The following is a 14,710-nucleotide window of genomic DNA, read 5'->3' as shown; positions in this document are numbered from 1 at the left end:
TTTTTATCATTTATTGTTGCTCTCGAGGGTCTCAGATAGCGCCAGCTTAATCGGTTCAACAGCGAAGGTCAGCCCTTTTTCGCCGTTATCTGCCACCACATAGCGAATCGCGCCTTCTGCGGCCGCGTAGTAATGTTTGCCTTTACCGAGCGTCAGCAATTTTTGCAGCTTTTGCAGACTTTGTGGCTTAGTCAGTGCCGGGGTAAAGGTGCGGATGAGGGCGGCCATGTATTCCAGCGCTTTATCTCTGGCTGCTTTTTTTTCCGGCCCCTGAATGGGCAGCCAGGTGATCTGCATGGATTTTATTTTCAGCGTACCGCGCTCAAGGGCCGTAGAAGCGTACAGATTTTCATTAATTTTGGTGGCAGCGCGGGTGAGATTGAGCGGGTCGCGGCTGCCGCCAATGGAACGAAATTCATTAAGCGCGAGGGTGGGATTGTCAGCGTTGAATTTTTCCCGGAACTGGCTGATGGAGAGATCGAACGTGGGCGCCCCCGGCAGCAGGTACGGTGCCGTCGTGGTGGCGGGCGCTTCAGCCGACAACGCACGATAGCTTGCCAGCGTGACGACAAGCGTTAAGAAACACAGCGATATCCACTTTTTCATTTTACCATCCTCGGATCCTTTGCTGACGATTAAAACGGGAAGCGTCTGGCTTGTCAAAAAGAGACGTCACCAGGGTAAACTACGCGCCACGATGAGAATAAGGAATGGGAAATGACCCTACAGCAGTGGCTTTTTTCGATTAAAGGGCGCCTCGGGCGCCGTGATTTCTGGATCTGGATAGGCGTCTGGATCCTGGCGATGATTGTGCTGTTTACCCTCGCCGGTAGCAACTGGCTGAGTCTGCAAACCGCGGCTTTCGCCCTCGTCTGCCTGTTATGGCCAACGGCGGCCGTTACCGTAAAACGGCTGCATGATCGCGGGAAATCCGGGCTGTGGGCGCTGCTGATGATCCTCGCGTGGATGCTGCTCGCCGGAAACTGGGTCATGCTGCCCGGTATTTGGCAGTGGGGTGTGGGCCGTTTTATTCCGACGCTGATTATCGTGATGATGCTGATTGACCTGGGCGCGTTTGTCGGCACCCAGGGCGAGAATAAATACGGTAAAGAGACGCAGGAGGTGAAATACCGCTGATCACCAGTAGTGTTCGGCGGTCATATGGCCCGGGCGGCGGCGCAGATGTTTGGTCATCTGCCGGGTGTCTTTCAGTAATTGCTGGGTATCGCGCACCATTTGCGGGTTGCCGCACAGCATCACGTGGCTGGTCTCTGCCGTCATCGGCAGACCGATCACCGCTTCCAGCTCGCCATTTTCAATCAGCGCCGGAATGCGTCCGGTCAGCGAGCCAGACAGCGTTTCGCGACTCACCACCGTCTGGATCCGCAGCTTCCCTTCATAGCGCTTCTGCAGTTCGAGCATCAGCGGCAGGTAGCTTAAATCCGCGGCGTAACGTACCGCATGAACCAGCACCAGGTTTTTAAAGCGGTCAAGATCGTTGCCGTCCTGCAAAATCGAGAGATACGGGCCAAGCGCGGTGCCGGTTGCCAGCATCCACAGCGTCTCGCAGTCGGGAACTTCGTTAAGTACAAAGAATCCGGCGGCTTCGCTGACCAGCTGGATATCGTCGCCCGGTTTCAGCGCGGCCAGACGTGGGCTCAGTTTGCCATCGGGAACGGTCACCAGGTAAAACTCAAGATCCGGGTTAGCAGGAGCATTAACGTAGGAGTAGGCACGCTGGACGCGTTCGCCGTCGATCTCCAGCCCCAGTTTGGTGAACTGCCCGGCAGTGAATGGCTGAACAGGCGCATGGACGGTAAGACTAAACAGTGCGTCGGTCCAGTATTCCACCTTCGCCACTTTGCCAGTAACCCAGTCCGCCATAATCTTCTCCTGTTCTGATGCGATACCTTATCTTCGCCACTCAGGGCGCAGATTTCCAGCCCCGCAGGGCCGGAAAGCTCAATCAGACAAATGGCTTACAGGATATGGCGCTGCACATCCGGGTCTTTACGATCGAGATAATGAATGGACTGAATGCGGCGAATGGTGCGTGATTTCCCGCGGATCAGCAGGGTTTCGGTGGTGGCGATATTCCCCTTGCGGCTGATGCCGTCCAGCAGGTCGCCTTTGGTGATGCCGGTGGCGGAGAAAATCACGTTATCGTTGCGCGCCATGTCGCTCAGTTGCAGCACCTGATTCGCGGCGATCCCCATCGCTTTACAGCGCGCCAGCTCGTTTTCACCGATCCGGCGGTTTTCGTCGTTGTCGCCTTTTACCTCATGACGAGGCAGCAACCGACCGTGCATATCACCATCGAGCGCGCGGATCACCGCCGCAGAAACCACGCCTTCCGGCGCGCCGCCAATGCCGTACAGCACGTCCACTTCGCTGTCCGGCATACAGGTAAGGATGGAGGAAGCCACGTCGCCATCAGGAATTGCAAAAACGCGTACGCCAAGCTGCTGCATATCGGCGATAACCGTGTCGTGGCGTGGTTTCGCCAGAATGGTCACCGTCAGCTCGCTGAGCGGTTTATTGAGCGCGGCAGCGACGTTACGCAGGTTATCCGCCAGCGGCAGATTAAGGTCGATGGCGCCTTTCGCGCCAGGGCCGACGATCAGCTTTTCCATGTACATGTCAGGCGCGTTGAGAAAGGTGCCTTTATCGCCCACGGCCAGCACCGCCAGCGCATTGGCCTGGCCCATCGCGGTCATACGGGTACCTTCAATCGGATCAACGGCGATATCAACCGCGTCGCCTTTACCGGTGCCGACTTTTTCGCCGATGTAGAGCATCGGCGCTTCGTCGATCTCGCCTTCGCCAATCACGATGGTGCCATCGATATTGACCTGGTTCAGCATGATGCGCATGGCGTTGACCGCCGCGCCGTCCGCCGTGTTTTTATCACCACGGCCCAGCCACTTATAGCCCGCCAGCGCGGCGGCTTCGGTGACGCGTGAAAATTCGATGGCAAGTTCTCGTTTCATAACAAACTCTTCAGGAGGAAAATGGGCGAAGTCCGCTCCGCTCGGGGACTACGCGTTGGAATAGCGTTCTGTTTCCGGCATCCAGCGTTCGATCAGTGCCTGTGCCTGCGCCGGATAACGTTCGTGAATATGACGGGCAATGCGCTGAACGTCGGGGATCATGCCCTGATCACGCAGCAGGTCCGCGACTTTAAACTCCGCGTTACCGGTCTGGCGCGTGCCGAGCAGTTCGCCAGGGCCGCGGATCTCCAGGTCTTTCTGGGCAATCACGAAACCGTCATTGCTGTCGCGCAATACCTGTAAACGCTTTTGCGCAGTTTTCGACAGCGGTGATTTGTAGAGCAGTACGCAGTGGGAAGCCACGGCACCGCGCCCGACACGCCCGCGTAACTGGTGGAGTTGCGCGAGGCCAAGCCGTTCCGGGTTTTCAATGATCATCAGGCTGGCGTTAGGGACGTCCACACCCACTTCAATGACCGTCGTTGCTACCAGCAGTTGCAGGTCGCCCTGTTTAAATGCCTGCATGACGTCCTGCTTCTCAGCAGGCTTCATGCGACCGTGTACCAGACCGATTTTCAGTTCCGGCAGTGCCAGTTTAAGCTCTTCCCAGGTGGCTTCTGCCGCCTGGGCTTCCAGTAACTCTGACTCTTCAATGAGTGTACAGACCCAGTACGCCTGGCGCCCTTCAGCAGTACCGGCGTGGCGCACGCGGTCGATAATCTCGTGGCGACGGGTATCCGGGATGGCGACAGTCGATACCGGCGTACGCCCCGGCGGCAGTTCGTCAATGACGGACGTGTCGAGATCGGCGTAGGCAGTCATTGCCAGGGTGCGAGGAATCGGCGTGGCGGTCATGATCAACTGATGCGGATGGAAACCCTGCTGCTGGCCTTTTTCCCACAGCGCCAGCCGCTGATGCACGCCGAAACGGTGCTGTTCATCGATGATCACCAGCGCCAGGCCGTTGAACTGCACCTGTTCCTGAAAAATAGCATGGGTGCCGACAACCATCTGTACCTGACCGAGGGCGATGGCTTCCTGCTGCGCCTGTCGCGCTTTGCCTTTCTGTTTACCCGCCAGCCAGCCCACTTCAATGCCGAGTGGGGCAAACCAGTTGCGGAAGTTGTTGGCATGCTGTTCGGCGAGCAGCTCTGTCGGCGCCATCAGCGCCACCTGATTGCCATGGGCAATTGCCCGCAGCGCAGCCAGCGCGGCAACCAGCGTTTTACCGGAACCGACATCGCCCTGCACCAGACGCATCATCGGTATATCCAGCGCCATATCGCGTTCGATTTCCGCGACCACACGTTCCTGCGCGCCGGTAGGTTTAAACGGCAGTGCGGCCAGTAGCTGGTTTTTCAAATCGTCTTTCGGGCTGAGTGGCTGGGCGTGATAACGCTGAGCGCCCGCGCGCAACGCCAGCATGCTCAGGTTATGCGCCAACAGCTCTTCGAGAATCAGGCGCCGTTGCGCCGGGTGTTGCCCGGTTTCGAGGTCGCTCAGCTGCATGGTCGGTGGCGGGCGATGCAGCGTGCGCAGCGCTTGAGGCAGGCTCATCATTCCTTGCGCCAGATCGGGTGGCAGCAGTTCAGTAATGGCGCAGGTGTCGAGCAAATCGAGCGCCTGATCGGTGAGCTTGCGCAGCGTCGCCTGCCTGACGCCTTCGGTCGTCGGGTAAACCGGCGTCAGCGTTTCCTGCAGCTCCGGCGTACTGAGATCGCCCTGCACGCGGTATTCCGGGTGGATCATTTCCGCGCCATATTTGCCGCGTTTGGCTTCACCATAGGCCAGCACGCGACGCCCGGTCGCGAGGCTGTTTTTCATCGCCGCGTTGAAGTTGAAAAAACGCATGGTGAGAATGCCGGTGCCATCGCTGATCTGGCAGGTCATCATCCGACGGCCGCCAAACGAGATGTTGCAGTTCAGCACTTCGCCTTCCACGGTCGCGTAGACGCCGGGGAGCAGGTCGTTAATGGGGTAGAGTTGGGTGCGATCTTCGTAACGCAGCGGCAGATGGAGGAGTAAATCCTGCACGGTATGCAGGCCGATTTTGGCGAGCTTACTGGTCTGCGCCGCGCCAACGCCGGTGAGCGAACTCAGCGGAACGGCATCCAGCAGACGGCCGCTCATGGCTTATCTCGCTGCCTGCATCGTGGCCCACCATGCTGCATCGGCTTCGATATCGCCGGACGCATTCACATGAGGGTAAGGCAATTTTTTGCGCTTCGCGACGCGCGCCAGCACCGGATAACCGCCTTCAAACAGCAAACGCTGTTGTTCCTCTTCCGGCAGCATACTGTTGTCACGCTCGTACATACCGGCGTTCTGCCGCTGGCGCTGCGCTTCATAGAGGATTAACGCGGAAGCGACGGAGACGTTCAGCGACTGCACCATGCCGATCATCGGGATGATGATCTCCTGGTCCGCCAGCGCCAGGGCTTGCTGGCTGATCCCGGTTTTCTCCTGACCCATCAGAATGCAGGTCGGGCGGGTGTAGTCGATGTCGCGAAAATCAACGGCTTTCCCGGAAAGGTGCGTTGCCAGTACCTGCATGCCACGCGCTTTCAGGTGCGTAACAGCGTCGTCAATCGTCGGGTGCGTTTTGACGCTGACCCAGCTGTTGCTGCCCGCCGCCGTGGATGCCATGGTGCGCATGCGATTACCAGGCCAGATGGCATGCACTTCATGCACGCCAACCGCATCGGCGGTACGAATGATAGCGGAGACATTATGAGGTTTGTGGACCTGCTCCATACAGACGGTCAGGTCAGGCTGGCGTCGGGCGAGCATTTCACAAATGCGCTCATAACGTTTCTGATTCATGTTTCTAGTTTCGGTTACGGGTGACTTTAATCACGTCTGGCATCACGCGAATTTTACGCATGATATTCGCCAGATGAACGCGATCGCGGGCGGTCAGACGGATAAACGCGCTGTATACGCGGCCGTCTTTCTCTTCCGTATTCAGGCTCTGAATGTTGGACGTCGCGGTGTTGATCGCTGCCGTCAGGTTTGCCAGCGCACCCTGGTGGTTGAACATATCCACCTTAATTTCGGTGATGAATTCCTGCTCGGTCTCTTTATCCCACTCCACCGCCATGAATTTCTCGGGCTCTTTCTGATAGCCACGAATGTTGCGACAGGATTCATGGTGGATCACCAGCCCTTTGCCAGGACTGACGTGAGCGATGATCGGATCGCCGGGAATCGGGCGACAGCACTTGGCGAAGGTGATCAGCACGCCATCCGCGCCTTTGATCGGCAGATGTCCGTGGCCCTGCGCCGTTGACGGTGCTGCCGTAGCGGCTTCGCCCTGCAACAGGTTTTTCGCGACCACGACGCTCATTGCATTGCCGAGGCCGATTTCCGCCAGCAGATCATCAAGGCTTGCCAGTTTCATGCGATCAAGCTCGCGCTGAATGTTCTCTTGTGGGATTTCGGCCAGTTTGCGGCTGCCGCCTAACGCATGGTTAAGCAGGCGACGCCCCAGGCTGACGGAATCATCACGTTTGAGGTTTTTCAGCAACTGGCGGATTTTAGCGCGCGCTTTCGAGCTCACCACAAAGTTCAGCCAGGCGGCGTTAGGGCGCGCGCCGGGGGCGGTGATGATTTCAACGGTTTGACCACTGGAAAGCGGTTGCGACAGCGGGTAAGGCTGGCGGTCGACGCGGGCGCCAACGCAGGCGTGACCGATATCGGTATGCACCGCGTAGGCGAAGTCGACCGGCGTTGCGCCTGCCGGTAATTCGACAATGCGGCCTTCCGGTGTGAAAACATAAATCTCATCCGGGAAGAGATCAGATTTTACGCTTTCGATAAATTCAAACGAGCTACCGGCGCTTTGCTGGAGTTCCAGCAGGCTCTGCATCCAGCGCTGGGCGCGGATTTGTGCCGTAGTGCTGCTTTCGCCGCCATGCTCTTTGTAAGCCCAGTGCGCCGCGACCCCCATTTCCGCCATTTGATCCATATCTTCAGTACGGATCTGAACTTCAACCGGCACCCCGTGCGGGCCAATCATGGAGGTGTGCAGCGACTGATAGCCGTTGGCCTTTGGAATGGCGATATAGTCTTTAACTCGCCCGGGACGGGGCTTGTACAGGCTGTGCATCTGGCCGAGTACGCGGTAGCAGGTATCCGGGTCATGAACAATTACGCGGAACGCGTAGATATCCATGATGGAGTGAAAACGCTGCTCTTTCAGCACCATTTTGCAGTAGATGGAGTACAGATGCTTCTCACGACCGCTCACGCGACAGGGAATGCCCGCCTCCTGCAAACGCCCTTCGATTTCAGAGAGGATTTTCTGAATCATCTCTTTACGGTTGCCGCGGGCAGCTTTCACCACCTCTTTAATCACGCGATAGCGGTTCGGGTACAACGCTTCAAAACCCAGCTCTTCAAGCTCAGTTTTAATGTGATGAATACCTAAACGGTGTGCCAGCGGGCTATAGATTTCGAGGGTTTCACGGGCGATGCGTCGACGCTTGTCCGGGCGGAGAGCGCCCAGCGTGCGCATATTATGGGTGCGGTCAGCGAGTTTGATGAGAATGACGCGGATATCCTGCACCATCGCCATAATCATCTTGCGAAAGTTTTCGGCCTGCGCCTCTTTCTTGTCGCGAAACTTGAGCTTATCAAGTTTCGACACCCCTTCCACCAGTTCGGCAACGCTTTTGCCAAACAGCTGTTCCATATCCTGGTAGGTGGCGGGGGTATCTTCAATCACGTCATGCAGCAGAGCGGCCATCAGCGTTTCGTAGTCGAGTTTCATCTCGGCCAGGATACAGGCCACCGCCACCGGGTGCGTGATATAAGGTTCACCGCTTGAACGTGTCTGGCCCTCGTGAGCGTCACGTGCAACGAGATACGCCTGCTGAAGACGCTTGATCTGATCTTCAGGCAGGTAAGTTTGAATCAGCTGATTCAGGCTTTCAAACAGATACAAGGGCGACCCGCAGGTTTAATTAACGACGACCTTCAGCAATGGCGGTTACGGCCTGCAGTTCTGCGGCTTCCTGCTCTTGCTGCTCCTGGCGCTCACGTACGTCGAGGATCTGGTTGTTAATCAGGCCTTCTTCGATTTCGCGCAGCGCGATAACGGTGGTTTTATCGTTTTCTTCCGGTACCAGCGGATCTTTTCCGCCTACCTGCATCTGACGAGCGCGACGCGCGGCGACCAGTACCAGGTCAAAACGGTTACCAATTTTCTCTACAGCGTCCTGAACAGTTACGCGTGCCATACTTAAAATGCTCCACAGGTGAAGAAATGACTGGGCATGATACTGAAAGTGGGTTCAGTCTGCCAATAGTTTGCTGATTAAAGCGTCATGTCGCTGCTTTTGGCGGCTCATGCGCAGACGTTCAGCGCGAATGATGGTTTTCAGATCGCCCAGCGCGGTGTCGAAATCATCGTTCACAATAAGGTAATCATATTCCGCGTAATGGCTCATTTCTGCAACTGCCTGCGCCATACGTTTTGCAATCACCTCTTCGCTATCCTGGCCGCGTCCACGCAACCGGCGATCCAGTTCCTCTTTCGAGGGCGGCAGAATAAAAATGCTGCGCGCTTGCGGCATTTTCTGGCGAATTTGCAACGCGCCTTGCCAGTCGATATCCAGGAATACGTCAACGCCAGAGGCTAATACCTGCTCGATGGTTTCACGAGAGGTGCCGTAATAGTTACCAAAAACCTCTGCGTGCTCAAGAAACGCGTCTTTGCCAATCATCTGACGGAATTCATCATGATTGACGAAGTAATAGTGTTCGCCGTGCACTTCACCCGGACGCGGCGCGCGCGTGGTATGTGAAACAGAAACCTGGGTGTCGTACAACGGTTGGGTTTTTAACAGCGCCTGAATCAGGCTTGATTTACCCGCGCCACTGGGGGCAGAAACAATATAAAGCGTGCCTTGAGCCATGAGAGTCTTTTGTATGTGGTTATCGAGAGAAGTCTACATACGAGCCTATTATACACGCCGCGCTCGGGTGACGTAGCTTTTGTCACACTTTTTACCGCGGTTAATTGCATTTTGCGCGCAGTTTTCCTGATTTCCTTGTCAGTTGCTGCAACAACGCTAAAACCCTGGAATCCGCTACGCAACGCCAGACATTGTGCATCGCCATAAAAGAAATCAACGCGTTAAATCCGCGAAGATGCCTGAAAGGAGACACAACAATGGCGAAATGGGGATGGTGGCTGGTTTTTATGGTCTGTGGTTCAGTGAGCGCGGCATGCCCTGTCTGGTCAACCGCCAGGGCTGACGAGGAGATTGCGCGGCTGAGTGAGCAGATAGCACAGTGGAACGACGCTTACTGGTCACAGGGGGCCAGCGGAGTTAACGACGCGGTTTACGATCAGTTATCCGCGCGTCTGGCGCAGTGGCGGCGTTGCTTCGGGAAAGAGACATCTCCGGAACTCACACCGCCGATGCTGCAAAAAGGCATCGTTCACCCTGTCGCCCATACTGGCGTGAAAAAACTGCCGGATGCCACCGCCCTCGCCGGGTGGATGAAAGGCAAATCGGCGTTATGGATCCAGCCAAAAGTCGACGGTGTTGCCGTGACGCTGGTGTATCGCGAGGGCAAGCTGGTTCAGGCCATCAGCCGGGGCGACGGTTTAAAAGGGGAGGACTGGACGGCGCGCGTCAGGCTCATCCCCGCGGTTCCACAGACAGTCACCGGCGAGCTGGCGAATAGCGTATTACAGGGTGAGCTGTTTTTGCGGCGCGACGGGCACATTCAAAAGCACATGGGCGGCATGAACGCCCGGGCGAAAGTGGCAGGTGCGATGATGCGTAAAAGCACGCCAGCCTCGTTGCAGGCGCTCTCGCTGTTCGTCTGGGCCTGGCCGGATGGCCCGAAAAACATGAATCAACGCCTGACATTGCTGCGAGACGCCGGTTTTGACTGGGTTTCTCAGTACACCCTGCCCGTCACCACAGTGGCGCAGGTTACAGCGCAGCGCGAGCACTGGTTTAGCTCACCGCTACCGTTTGTGACGGATGGCGTGGTGGTCAGAGCGGCGTCGGAACCTTCTGGTAAGCACTGGTTACCGGGGCAGGAAAACTGGATAGTGGCGTGGAAATACGCTCCCGTGGCGCAGGTAGCCGAGGTGAAAGCGGTCAATTTTACGGTCGGTCGCACCGGAAAAATCGCCGTCGTTGCGCAGCTTGAGCCGGTACAACTGGACGATAAGCGAGTGCAGCGGGTGAATATTGGCTCAGTGAATCGCTGGAAGCATCTGGATCTCGCGCCGGGCGATCAGGTACAGGTAAGCCTCGCCGGACAGGGCATTCCACGGATTGACAGCGTAGTCTGGCGAAGCGCCGAACGCCACAAGCCAGAGCCGCCAGCGGCGCATTTCACGCCATTAACCTGTTACTTCTCAACGCCTGAGTGCGAAGCACAGTTTCTGTCACGACTGGTCTGGAGCAGTTCGCCACAGGCGCTGGATATCGACGGCATTGGCGCGGCCACCTGGCAGACATTGCACCGAGCTCATCATTTCAGCCATCTTTTTTCCTGGCTGGCACTGACACCGGAACAACTACAGGCTACACCGGGGTTAACCGCCGCCCGGGGGTTACAACTGTGGCACCGTTTTAACCTCGCCCGTACTCAGCCTTTCCGACGCTGGATCGTCGCGATGGGGATCCCGCTCAGCCAGGAGACGCTGAACAGTATTGCCGGTAATACCTGGATGCAGCTCATGGCGAAAAGCGATGCGGACTGGCGAGCGCTGCCCGGTACCGGGGTACAACGGGCAACGCAGATCCGCCAGTGGCTTCACAGCGAAGCGACAGGTCAACTGGCAACATGGTTGAGCGAGCAGAAGATAGCGGGTTTTTCTGCTCAGTGAGCGCTGTGCTTGTAATCAAAAACGGGCAAGCCCAGTTTCAGGCGCAGCGCCAGCAGGCGAGCGGTAAAACCGAACAGCAATGTCGAAATCACCACCACGTCATGGTTGCTGACGTAATGCTGCAGCGCGATGTACAGCACCGCGGCGGCAAACGAAACGCCCGCGTACAGTTCTTTCTGGAATACCAGCGGAATGCGTTTGCAGAACATGTCGCGCAGCACGCCACCAAACACGCCGGTGACAACGGCAGCGATGGTCGCGATAACCGGCCCTTCGCCCATATCCAGCGCGATTTGCGCGCCGATGATGGAAAACACCACCAGGCCCAGCGCGTCCAGCAGCAGAAAAAGCCGACGAAGGTGCGGCATCACAGGGGCGAAAATGGTTGTTAACACGGCAGCGGTGGCAACAATGATGACGTATTCGGGATGCTTAACCCAACCCAGCGGGTAGTGTCCCAGCAGGATGTCGCGGACGGAGCCTCCACCGAGGGCGGTCGCAGTAGCAATAATAATGACACCAAAGGTATCCATGCGGCGGCGACCTGCGGCCAGCGCCCCGGTCATGGCTTCCGCGGTGATACCAATTAAATAGAGAATGTGTAGCAGCATGCTTGCCCCCGTCAACGATGGCGGCAGCTTAGCGTTTTGTGCGCACGATCACGATTTAGATTTTCTAACGCGAGGCGTTTCGGATAAGTATTTCTAATGTTTATGTTTGAAAAAGCTTAATACTGACGTTTCAAAAAAGTCCGCAATGATGCGGACTTAGCGATGATGAATTTATGTTCTGAACGTACCTGAATCCTACTCGATATTCTGAATCTGCTCGCGCATTTGCTCGATCAGCACTTTCAGTTCGATGGCGGAATTGGTCACTTCCGCATTGATGGATTTCGAGGCCAGCGTGTTCGATTCGCGGTTGAATTCCTGCATCATGAAGTCGAGACGGCGGCCGACCGCTTCTTTCTTCTTCAGGATGTTATAGGTTTCCTTCACGTGCGCTTCCAGGCGATCCAGCTCTTCGGCAACGTCGATACGCTGCGCCATCAGCACCAGTTCCTGCTCCAGACGGTTGTTTTCCAGTTGCACTTCCGCCTCTTCCAGCTTCGCCACCAGACGGTCGCGCTGCCATTGCAGGATTTCTGGCATATGCGCGCGGACTTTACCCACTTCCGTACTCACACCTTCCAGACGCTGTTCGATCAGCGCTTTCAGCGCCTGACCTTCAGTTTCGCGAGCGACGATGAAATCATCCAGCGCGCCATCCAGCGCCGTGAGGATTTCCGCAGCGATAGCGTCCAGATCCTGTTCTTGAGCCGCCATTACGCCAGGCCAGCGCAGAATATCGACCGGATCGATTTCGCCTTCATCGCTCTGCATTTTGACCCAGTTGGCGGCGCTGACCAGCTGTTTAGCCAGTTTTTCATTGAGGATTAATTCCCCTTGCGCACTGGCATCAGGCTCAAACCGCAGGTTACATTCGATTTTCCCGCGCGTCAGGCGGGCGCGGATGCGCTCACGCACCACAGGCTCAAGGCTGCGGAACTGTTCCGGCAGACGAAAATAGGTTTCCAGATAACGTTGGTTTACCGAGCGCAGTTCCCACGCGGCAGTGCCCCACTCACCCTTGATTTCACGCCGGGCATAGGCGGTCATACTGCGGATCATAGACGTTCCCGTTTTTTGTCGGAGAGATGGGGGGATTATAGCTTTCCGGGACCGTACGGGATAGGAATAAGCGCGTTTAATCCGTATAATGCGCAGCCACATTCGTTTCACGCCGGAGAATAACATCATGCGTCCAGCAGGTCGTAGCGCTCATCAGGTGCGCCCCGTAACCCTGACCCGTAACTATACAAAACACGCTGAAGGCTCCGTGCTGGTCGAATTTGGCGACACTAAAGTATTGTGTACCGCCTCGATCGAAGAAGGTGTTCCCCGTTTTCTGAAAGGCCAGGGGCAGGGCTGGATCACCGCCGAATATGGCATGCTGCCACGTGCGACCCACACCCGTAACGCCCGTGAAGCCGCTAAAGGCAAGCAGGGCGGCCGCACCATGGAAATCCAGCGATTGATCGCCCGTGCGTTGCGAGCGGCGGTGGATCTGAAAACGCTGGGCGAGTTCACCATTACCCTCGATTGCGATGTGATTCAGGCTGATGGTGGCACCCGCACCGCGTCTATCACTGGTGCCTGTGTAGCGCTGGCGGATGCGCTGAATAAACTGGTGGCGGCAGGCAAACTCAAAACCAACCCGATGAAAGGGATGGTGGCCGCGGTTTCGGTCGGAATTGTGGATGGCGCTGCGGTCTGCGATCTGGAGTATGTTGAAGATTCCGCCGCAGAAACCGACATGAACGTCGTGATGACCGAAGACGGGCGCATCATTGAGGTGCAGGGCACGGCCGAAGGCGAGCCATTCACCCACGAAGAACTTCTCACCTTGCTGGCACTGGCCAGGGGGGGAATCGAATCCATTGTAGCGACGCAGAAAGCGGCGTTAGAAAATTGATTTCAGGGCGACGTAGTCGCCCTTTTTTTTGTCTGTTATTAAGTGAGATGAGGAGCGAATCCATGAAACCATATCAGCGCCAGTTTATTGAATTTGCGCTTGGCAAGCAGGTACTGAAGTTTGGCGAATTTACGCTGAAATCCGGGCGTAAGAGCCCCTATTTCTTCAACGCCGGGCTGTTTAATACCGGGCGCGATCTGGCACTGTTGGGCCGTTTCTATGCGGAAGCGTTAGTGGATTCCGGCATTGATTTTGACCTGCTGTTTGGACCGGCTTACAAAGGGATCCCCATTGCCACCACCACAGCCGTTGCGCTGGCGGAACACCATGACCGTGATTATCCGTACTGCTTTAACCGCAAAGAAGCCAAAGATCACGGTGAAGGCGGAAACCTGGTAGGCAGCCCGTTGCAGGGCCGCGTGATGCTGGTGGACGATGTGATTACCGCGGGAACGGCGATTCGTGAGTCCATGGAGATTATCCAGGCGCATGGCGCGACGCTGGCTGGCGTGCTGATTTCGCTGGACCGTCAGGAGCGTGGCCGTGCGGATATTTCCGCGATTCAGGAAGTCGAGCGTGATTACGGCTGCGGCGTGATTTCGATCATCACCCTGAAAGATCTGATTGCTTATCTGGAAGAGAAGCCTGAAATGGCGGAACATCTGGCGGCAGTGCGCGCGTATCGCAAAGAGTATGGCGTATAAGCCGAACGAAAACTGCCCGGTGGCAAACCGGGCCAGTGGTTACTGCAGTTGTGCGGCGAGGAGCGGCCAGCGGGCGTCGAAGTCGTCCGTCGGACTATATTTAAATTCGCTGCGCACAAAACGTGAGAGCATCCCTTCGCAATACGCCAGTAACTGGCTTGCCAGCAGCGTTTCGTCAGTCTGATACCCTTCGCCTTCACGCATTTTCTTTTCTCTCAGCACCTGGCGCAGTTGCGATTCAATGCGTTCGAAAAGCTGATTGATTCTGCCCTGTAACCTGTCCTGTTCAAACATCAGCGCATGGCCGGTGAGAATGCGGGTTAACCCCGGATTACGTTCACCAAAGCCGAGCACCAGTAGCACGATAAGACGCACGCGCGCGGCGGTGTCTTTTTCATCCTTCATGATCAGGTTGATACGGGTCGTCAGGCTGTCTTCGATAAACTCAATGAGGCTATCGAACATGCGGGTTTTACTGGGAAAATGACGATACAACGCCGCTTCGGAAACACCCACGGATGCTGCCAGTTTTGCCGTAGTAATACGTTGACTGCCATCGCTGGATTCCAGCATGAGCGCCAGAGATTGAAGTATTTCTTCGCGACGGTTCCTTTTCGCAGTTTGTTTTTCTGCCATGTTCTAAA

At 56.5% G+C, this 14,710-nt stretch carries 15 protein-coding genes; 4 read left to right on the top strand and 11 right to left on the bottom strand.

Annotated features, from left to right (window positions below):
• Positions 1-6: 6 nt before the first annotated feature.
• Complete coding sequence (locus AOY23_RS01340) at positions 7-606, bottom strand: DUF1454 family protein (protein WP_054178058.1); 600 nt, start codon at positions 604-606, stop codon at positions 7-9.
• A gap of 111 nt (positions 607-717) precedes the next feature.
• Here AOY23_RS01340 and AOY23_RS01335 point away from each other — a divergent pair, with 111 nt between their 5' ends.
• Positions 718-1,137, top strand: coding sequence for a DUF805 domain-containing protein (locus AOY23_RS01335; protein WP_054178057.1), 420 nt, complete (start codon positions 718-720; stop codon positions 1,135-1,137).
• Here AOY23_RS01335 and fpr read toward each other — a convergent pair whose 3' ends face one another.
• The 7 genes from fpr to gmk all read right to left on the bottom strand — a co-directional run bounded on the left by fpr (position 1,138) and on the right by gmk (position 8,908).
• Positions 1,138-1,884 (bottom strand): ferredoxin--NADP(+) reductase, encoded by a 747-nt coding sequence (gene fpr, locus AOY23_RS01330; protein ID WP_054178056.1) that lies wholly within the window; start codon positions 1,882-1,884, stop codon positions 1,138-1,140.
• A 95-nt stretch (positions 1,885-1,979) separates the two neighbouring features.
• A complete protein-coding gene (gene glpX, locus AOY23_RS01325; RefSeq protein WP_054178055.1) occupies positions 1,980-2,990 on the bottom strand; it encodes a class II fructose-bisphosphatase in 1,011 nt (336 codons plus the stop codon).
• A 48-nt stretch (positions 2,991-3,038) separates the two neighbouring features.
• Positions 3,039-5,120: an ATP-dependent DNA helicase RecG gene (recG, locus tag AOY23_RS01320; RefSeq protein WP_054178054.1), complete on the bottom strand. Its 2,082-nt coding sequence runs from the start codon at positions 5,118-5,120 to the stop codon at positions 3,039-3,041.
• 3 nt (positions 5,121-5,123) lie between these two features.
• Entirely contained in the window at positions 5,124-5,813 is a 690-nt protein-coding gene (gene trmH / locus AOY23_RS01315; protein WP_054178053.1) for a tRNA (guanosine(18)-2'-O)-methyltransferase TrmH, read from the bottom strand.
• A 4-nt stretch (positions 5,814-5,817) separates the two neighbouring features.
• Positions 5,818-7,935, bottom strand: a complete 2,118-nt coding sequence (gene spoT / locus AOY23_RS01310; RefSeq protein ID WP_054178052.1) for a bifunctional GTP diphosphokinase/guanosine-3',5'-bis pyrophosphate 3'-pyrophosphohydrolase — start codon at positions 7,933-7,935, stop codon at positions 5,818-5,820.
• Between the two features lie 19 nt (positions 7,936-7,954).
• Positions 7,955-8,230, bottom strand: coding sequence for a DNA-directed RNA polymerase subunit omega (gene rpoZ / locus AOY23_RS01305; RefSeq protein WP_000135058.1), 276 nt, complete (start codon positions 8,228-8,230; stop codon positions 7,955-7,957).
• A 54-nt stretch (positions 8,231-8,284) separates the two neighbouring features.
• Positions 8,285-8,908 carry a guanylate kinase gene (gene gmk, locus AOY23_RS01300; protein WP_054178051.1) on the bottom strand — a complete coding sequence of 208 codons (624 nt, stop codon included), beginning with the start codon at positions 8,906-8,908 and terminating at the stop codon, positions 8,285-8,287.
• A gap of 257 nt (positions 8,909-9,165) precedes the next feature.
• On the opposite strand from gmk, the gene ligB reads away from it, so the two are divergent.
• Positions 9,166-10,848, top strand: coding sequence for an NAD-dependent DNA ligase LigB (gene ligB / locus AOY23_RS01295; protein ID WP_054178050.1), 1,683 nt, complete (start codon positions 9,166-9,168; stop codon positions 10,846-10,848).
• Here the strand turns inward: ligB and AOY23_RS01290 are convergent.
• Both AOY23_RS01290 and AOY23_RS01285 read right to left on the bottom strand, forming a co-directional pair.
• The gene (locus AOY23_RS01290; RefSeq protein ID WP_054178049.1) at positions 10,842-11,459 is read right to left on the bottom strand and encodes a trimeric intracellular cation channel family protein; all 618 of its coding nucleotides are present in this window, start codon (positions 11,457-11,459) and stop codon (positions 10,842-10,844) included. The two genes, ligB and AOY23_RS01290, sit on opposite strands and share 7 nt — an antisense overlap.
• Before the next feature lie 195 nt (positions 11,460-11,654).
• Positions 11,655-12,518 carry a YicC/YloC family endoribonuclease gene (locus AOY23_RS01285; protein WP_054178048.1) on the bottom strand — a complete coding sequence of 288 codons (864 nt, stop codon included), beginning with the start codon at positions 12,516-12,518 and terminating at the stop codon, positions 11,655-11,657.
• A 127-nt stretch (positions 12,519-12,645) separates the two neighbouring features.
• Between AOY23_RS01285 and rph the strand changes: the two genes are divergently transcribed.
• Together rph and pyrE are read left to right on the top strand one after the other, a co-directional pair.
• Positions 12,646-13,362, top strand: coding sequence for a ribonuclease PH (rph, locus tag AOY23_RS01280; protein ID WP_038161379.1), 717 nt, complete (start codon positions 12,646-12,648; stop codon positions 13,360-13,362).
• A 62-nt stretch (positions 13,363-13,424) separates the two neighbouring features.
• The gene (gene pyrE, locus AOY23_RS01275) at positions 13,425-14,066 is read left to right on the top strand and encodes an orotate phosphoribosyltransferase (protein WP_054178047.1); all 642 of its coding nucleotides are present in this window, start codon (positions 13,425-13,427) and stop codon (positions 14,064-14,066) included.
• Between the two features lie 39 nt (positions 14,067-14,105).
• On the opposite strand, the gene slmA is transcribed toward pyrE, so the two are convergent.
• Positions 14,106-14,702 (bottom strand): nucleoid occlusion factor SlmA, encoded by a 597-nt coding sequence (gene slmA / locus AOY23_RS01270; RefSeq protein ID WP_054178046.1) that lies wholly within the window; start codon positions 14,700-14,702, stop codon positions 14,106-14,108.
• Between the last annotated feature and the right edge of the window lie 8 nt (positions 14,703-14,710).

This window comes from Trabulsiella odontotermitis, from assembly GCF_001297775.1.
Taxonomy (GTDB): Bacteria; Pseudomonadota; Gammaproteobacteria; order Enterobacterales; family Enterobacteriaceae; genus Trabulsiella; species Trabulsiella odontotermitis.
This window is presented reverse-complemented; position numbering and strand designations above follow the sequence as displayed.

Coding starts and splice junctions, on each gene's coding strand:
- AOY23_RS01340 (WP_054178058.1), bottom strand. CDS start 606: ATGAAAAAGTGGATATCGCTGTGTTTCTTAACGCTTGTCGTCACGCTG.
- AOY23_RS01335 (WP_054178057.1), top strand. CDS start 718: ATGACCCTACAGCAGTGGCTTTTTTCGATTAAAGGGCGCCTCGGGCGC.
- fpr (WP_054178056.1), bottom strand. CDS start 1,884: ATGGCGGACTGGGTTACTGGCAAAGTGGCGAAGGTGGAATACTGGACC.
- glpX (WP_054178055.1), bottom strand. CDS start 2,990: ATGAAACGAGAACTTGCCATCGAATTTTCACGCGTCACCGAAGCCGCC.
- recG (WP_054178054.1), bottom strand. CDS start 5,120: ATGAGCGGCCGTCTGCTGGATGCCGTTCCGCTGAGTTCGCTCACCGGC.
- trmH (WP_054178053.1), bottom strand. CDS start 5,813: ATGAATCAGAAACGTTATGAGCGCATTTGTGAAATGCTCGCCCGACGC.
- rpoZ (WP_000135058.1), bottom strand. CDS start 8,230: ATGGCACGCGTAACTGTTCAGGACGCTGTAGAGAAAATTGGTAACCGT.
- gmk (WP_054178051.1), bottom strand. CDS start 8,908: ATGGCTCAAGGCACGCTTTATATTGTTTCTGCCCCCAGTGGCGCGGGT.
- ligB (WP_054178050.1), top strand. CDS start 9,166: ATGGCGAAATGGGGATGGTGGCTGGTTTTTATGGTCTGTGGTTCAGTG.
- AOY23_RS01290 (WP_054178049.1), bottom strand. CDS start 11,459: ATGCTGCTACACATTCTCTATTTAATTGGTATCACCGCGGAAGCCATG.
- AOY23_RS01285 (WP_054178048.1), bottom strand. CDS start 12,518: ATGATCCGCAGTATGACCGCCTATGCCCGGCGTGAAATCAAGGGTGAG.
- rph (WP_038161379.1), top strand. CDS start 12,646: ATGCGTCCAGCAGGTCGTAGCGCTCATCAGGTGCGCCCCGTAACCCTG.
- pyrE (WP_054178047.1), top strand. CDS start 13,425: ATGAAACCATATCAGCGCCAGTTTATTGAATTTGCGCTTGGCAAGCAG.
- slmA (WP_054178046.1), bottom strand. CDS start 14,702: ATGGCAGAAAAACAAACTGCGAAAAGGAACCGTCGCGAAGAAATACTT.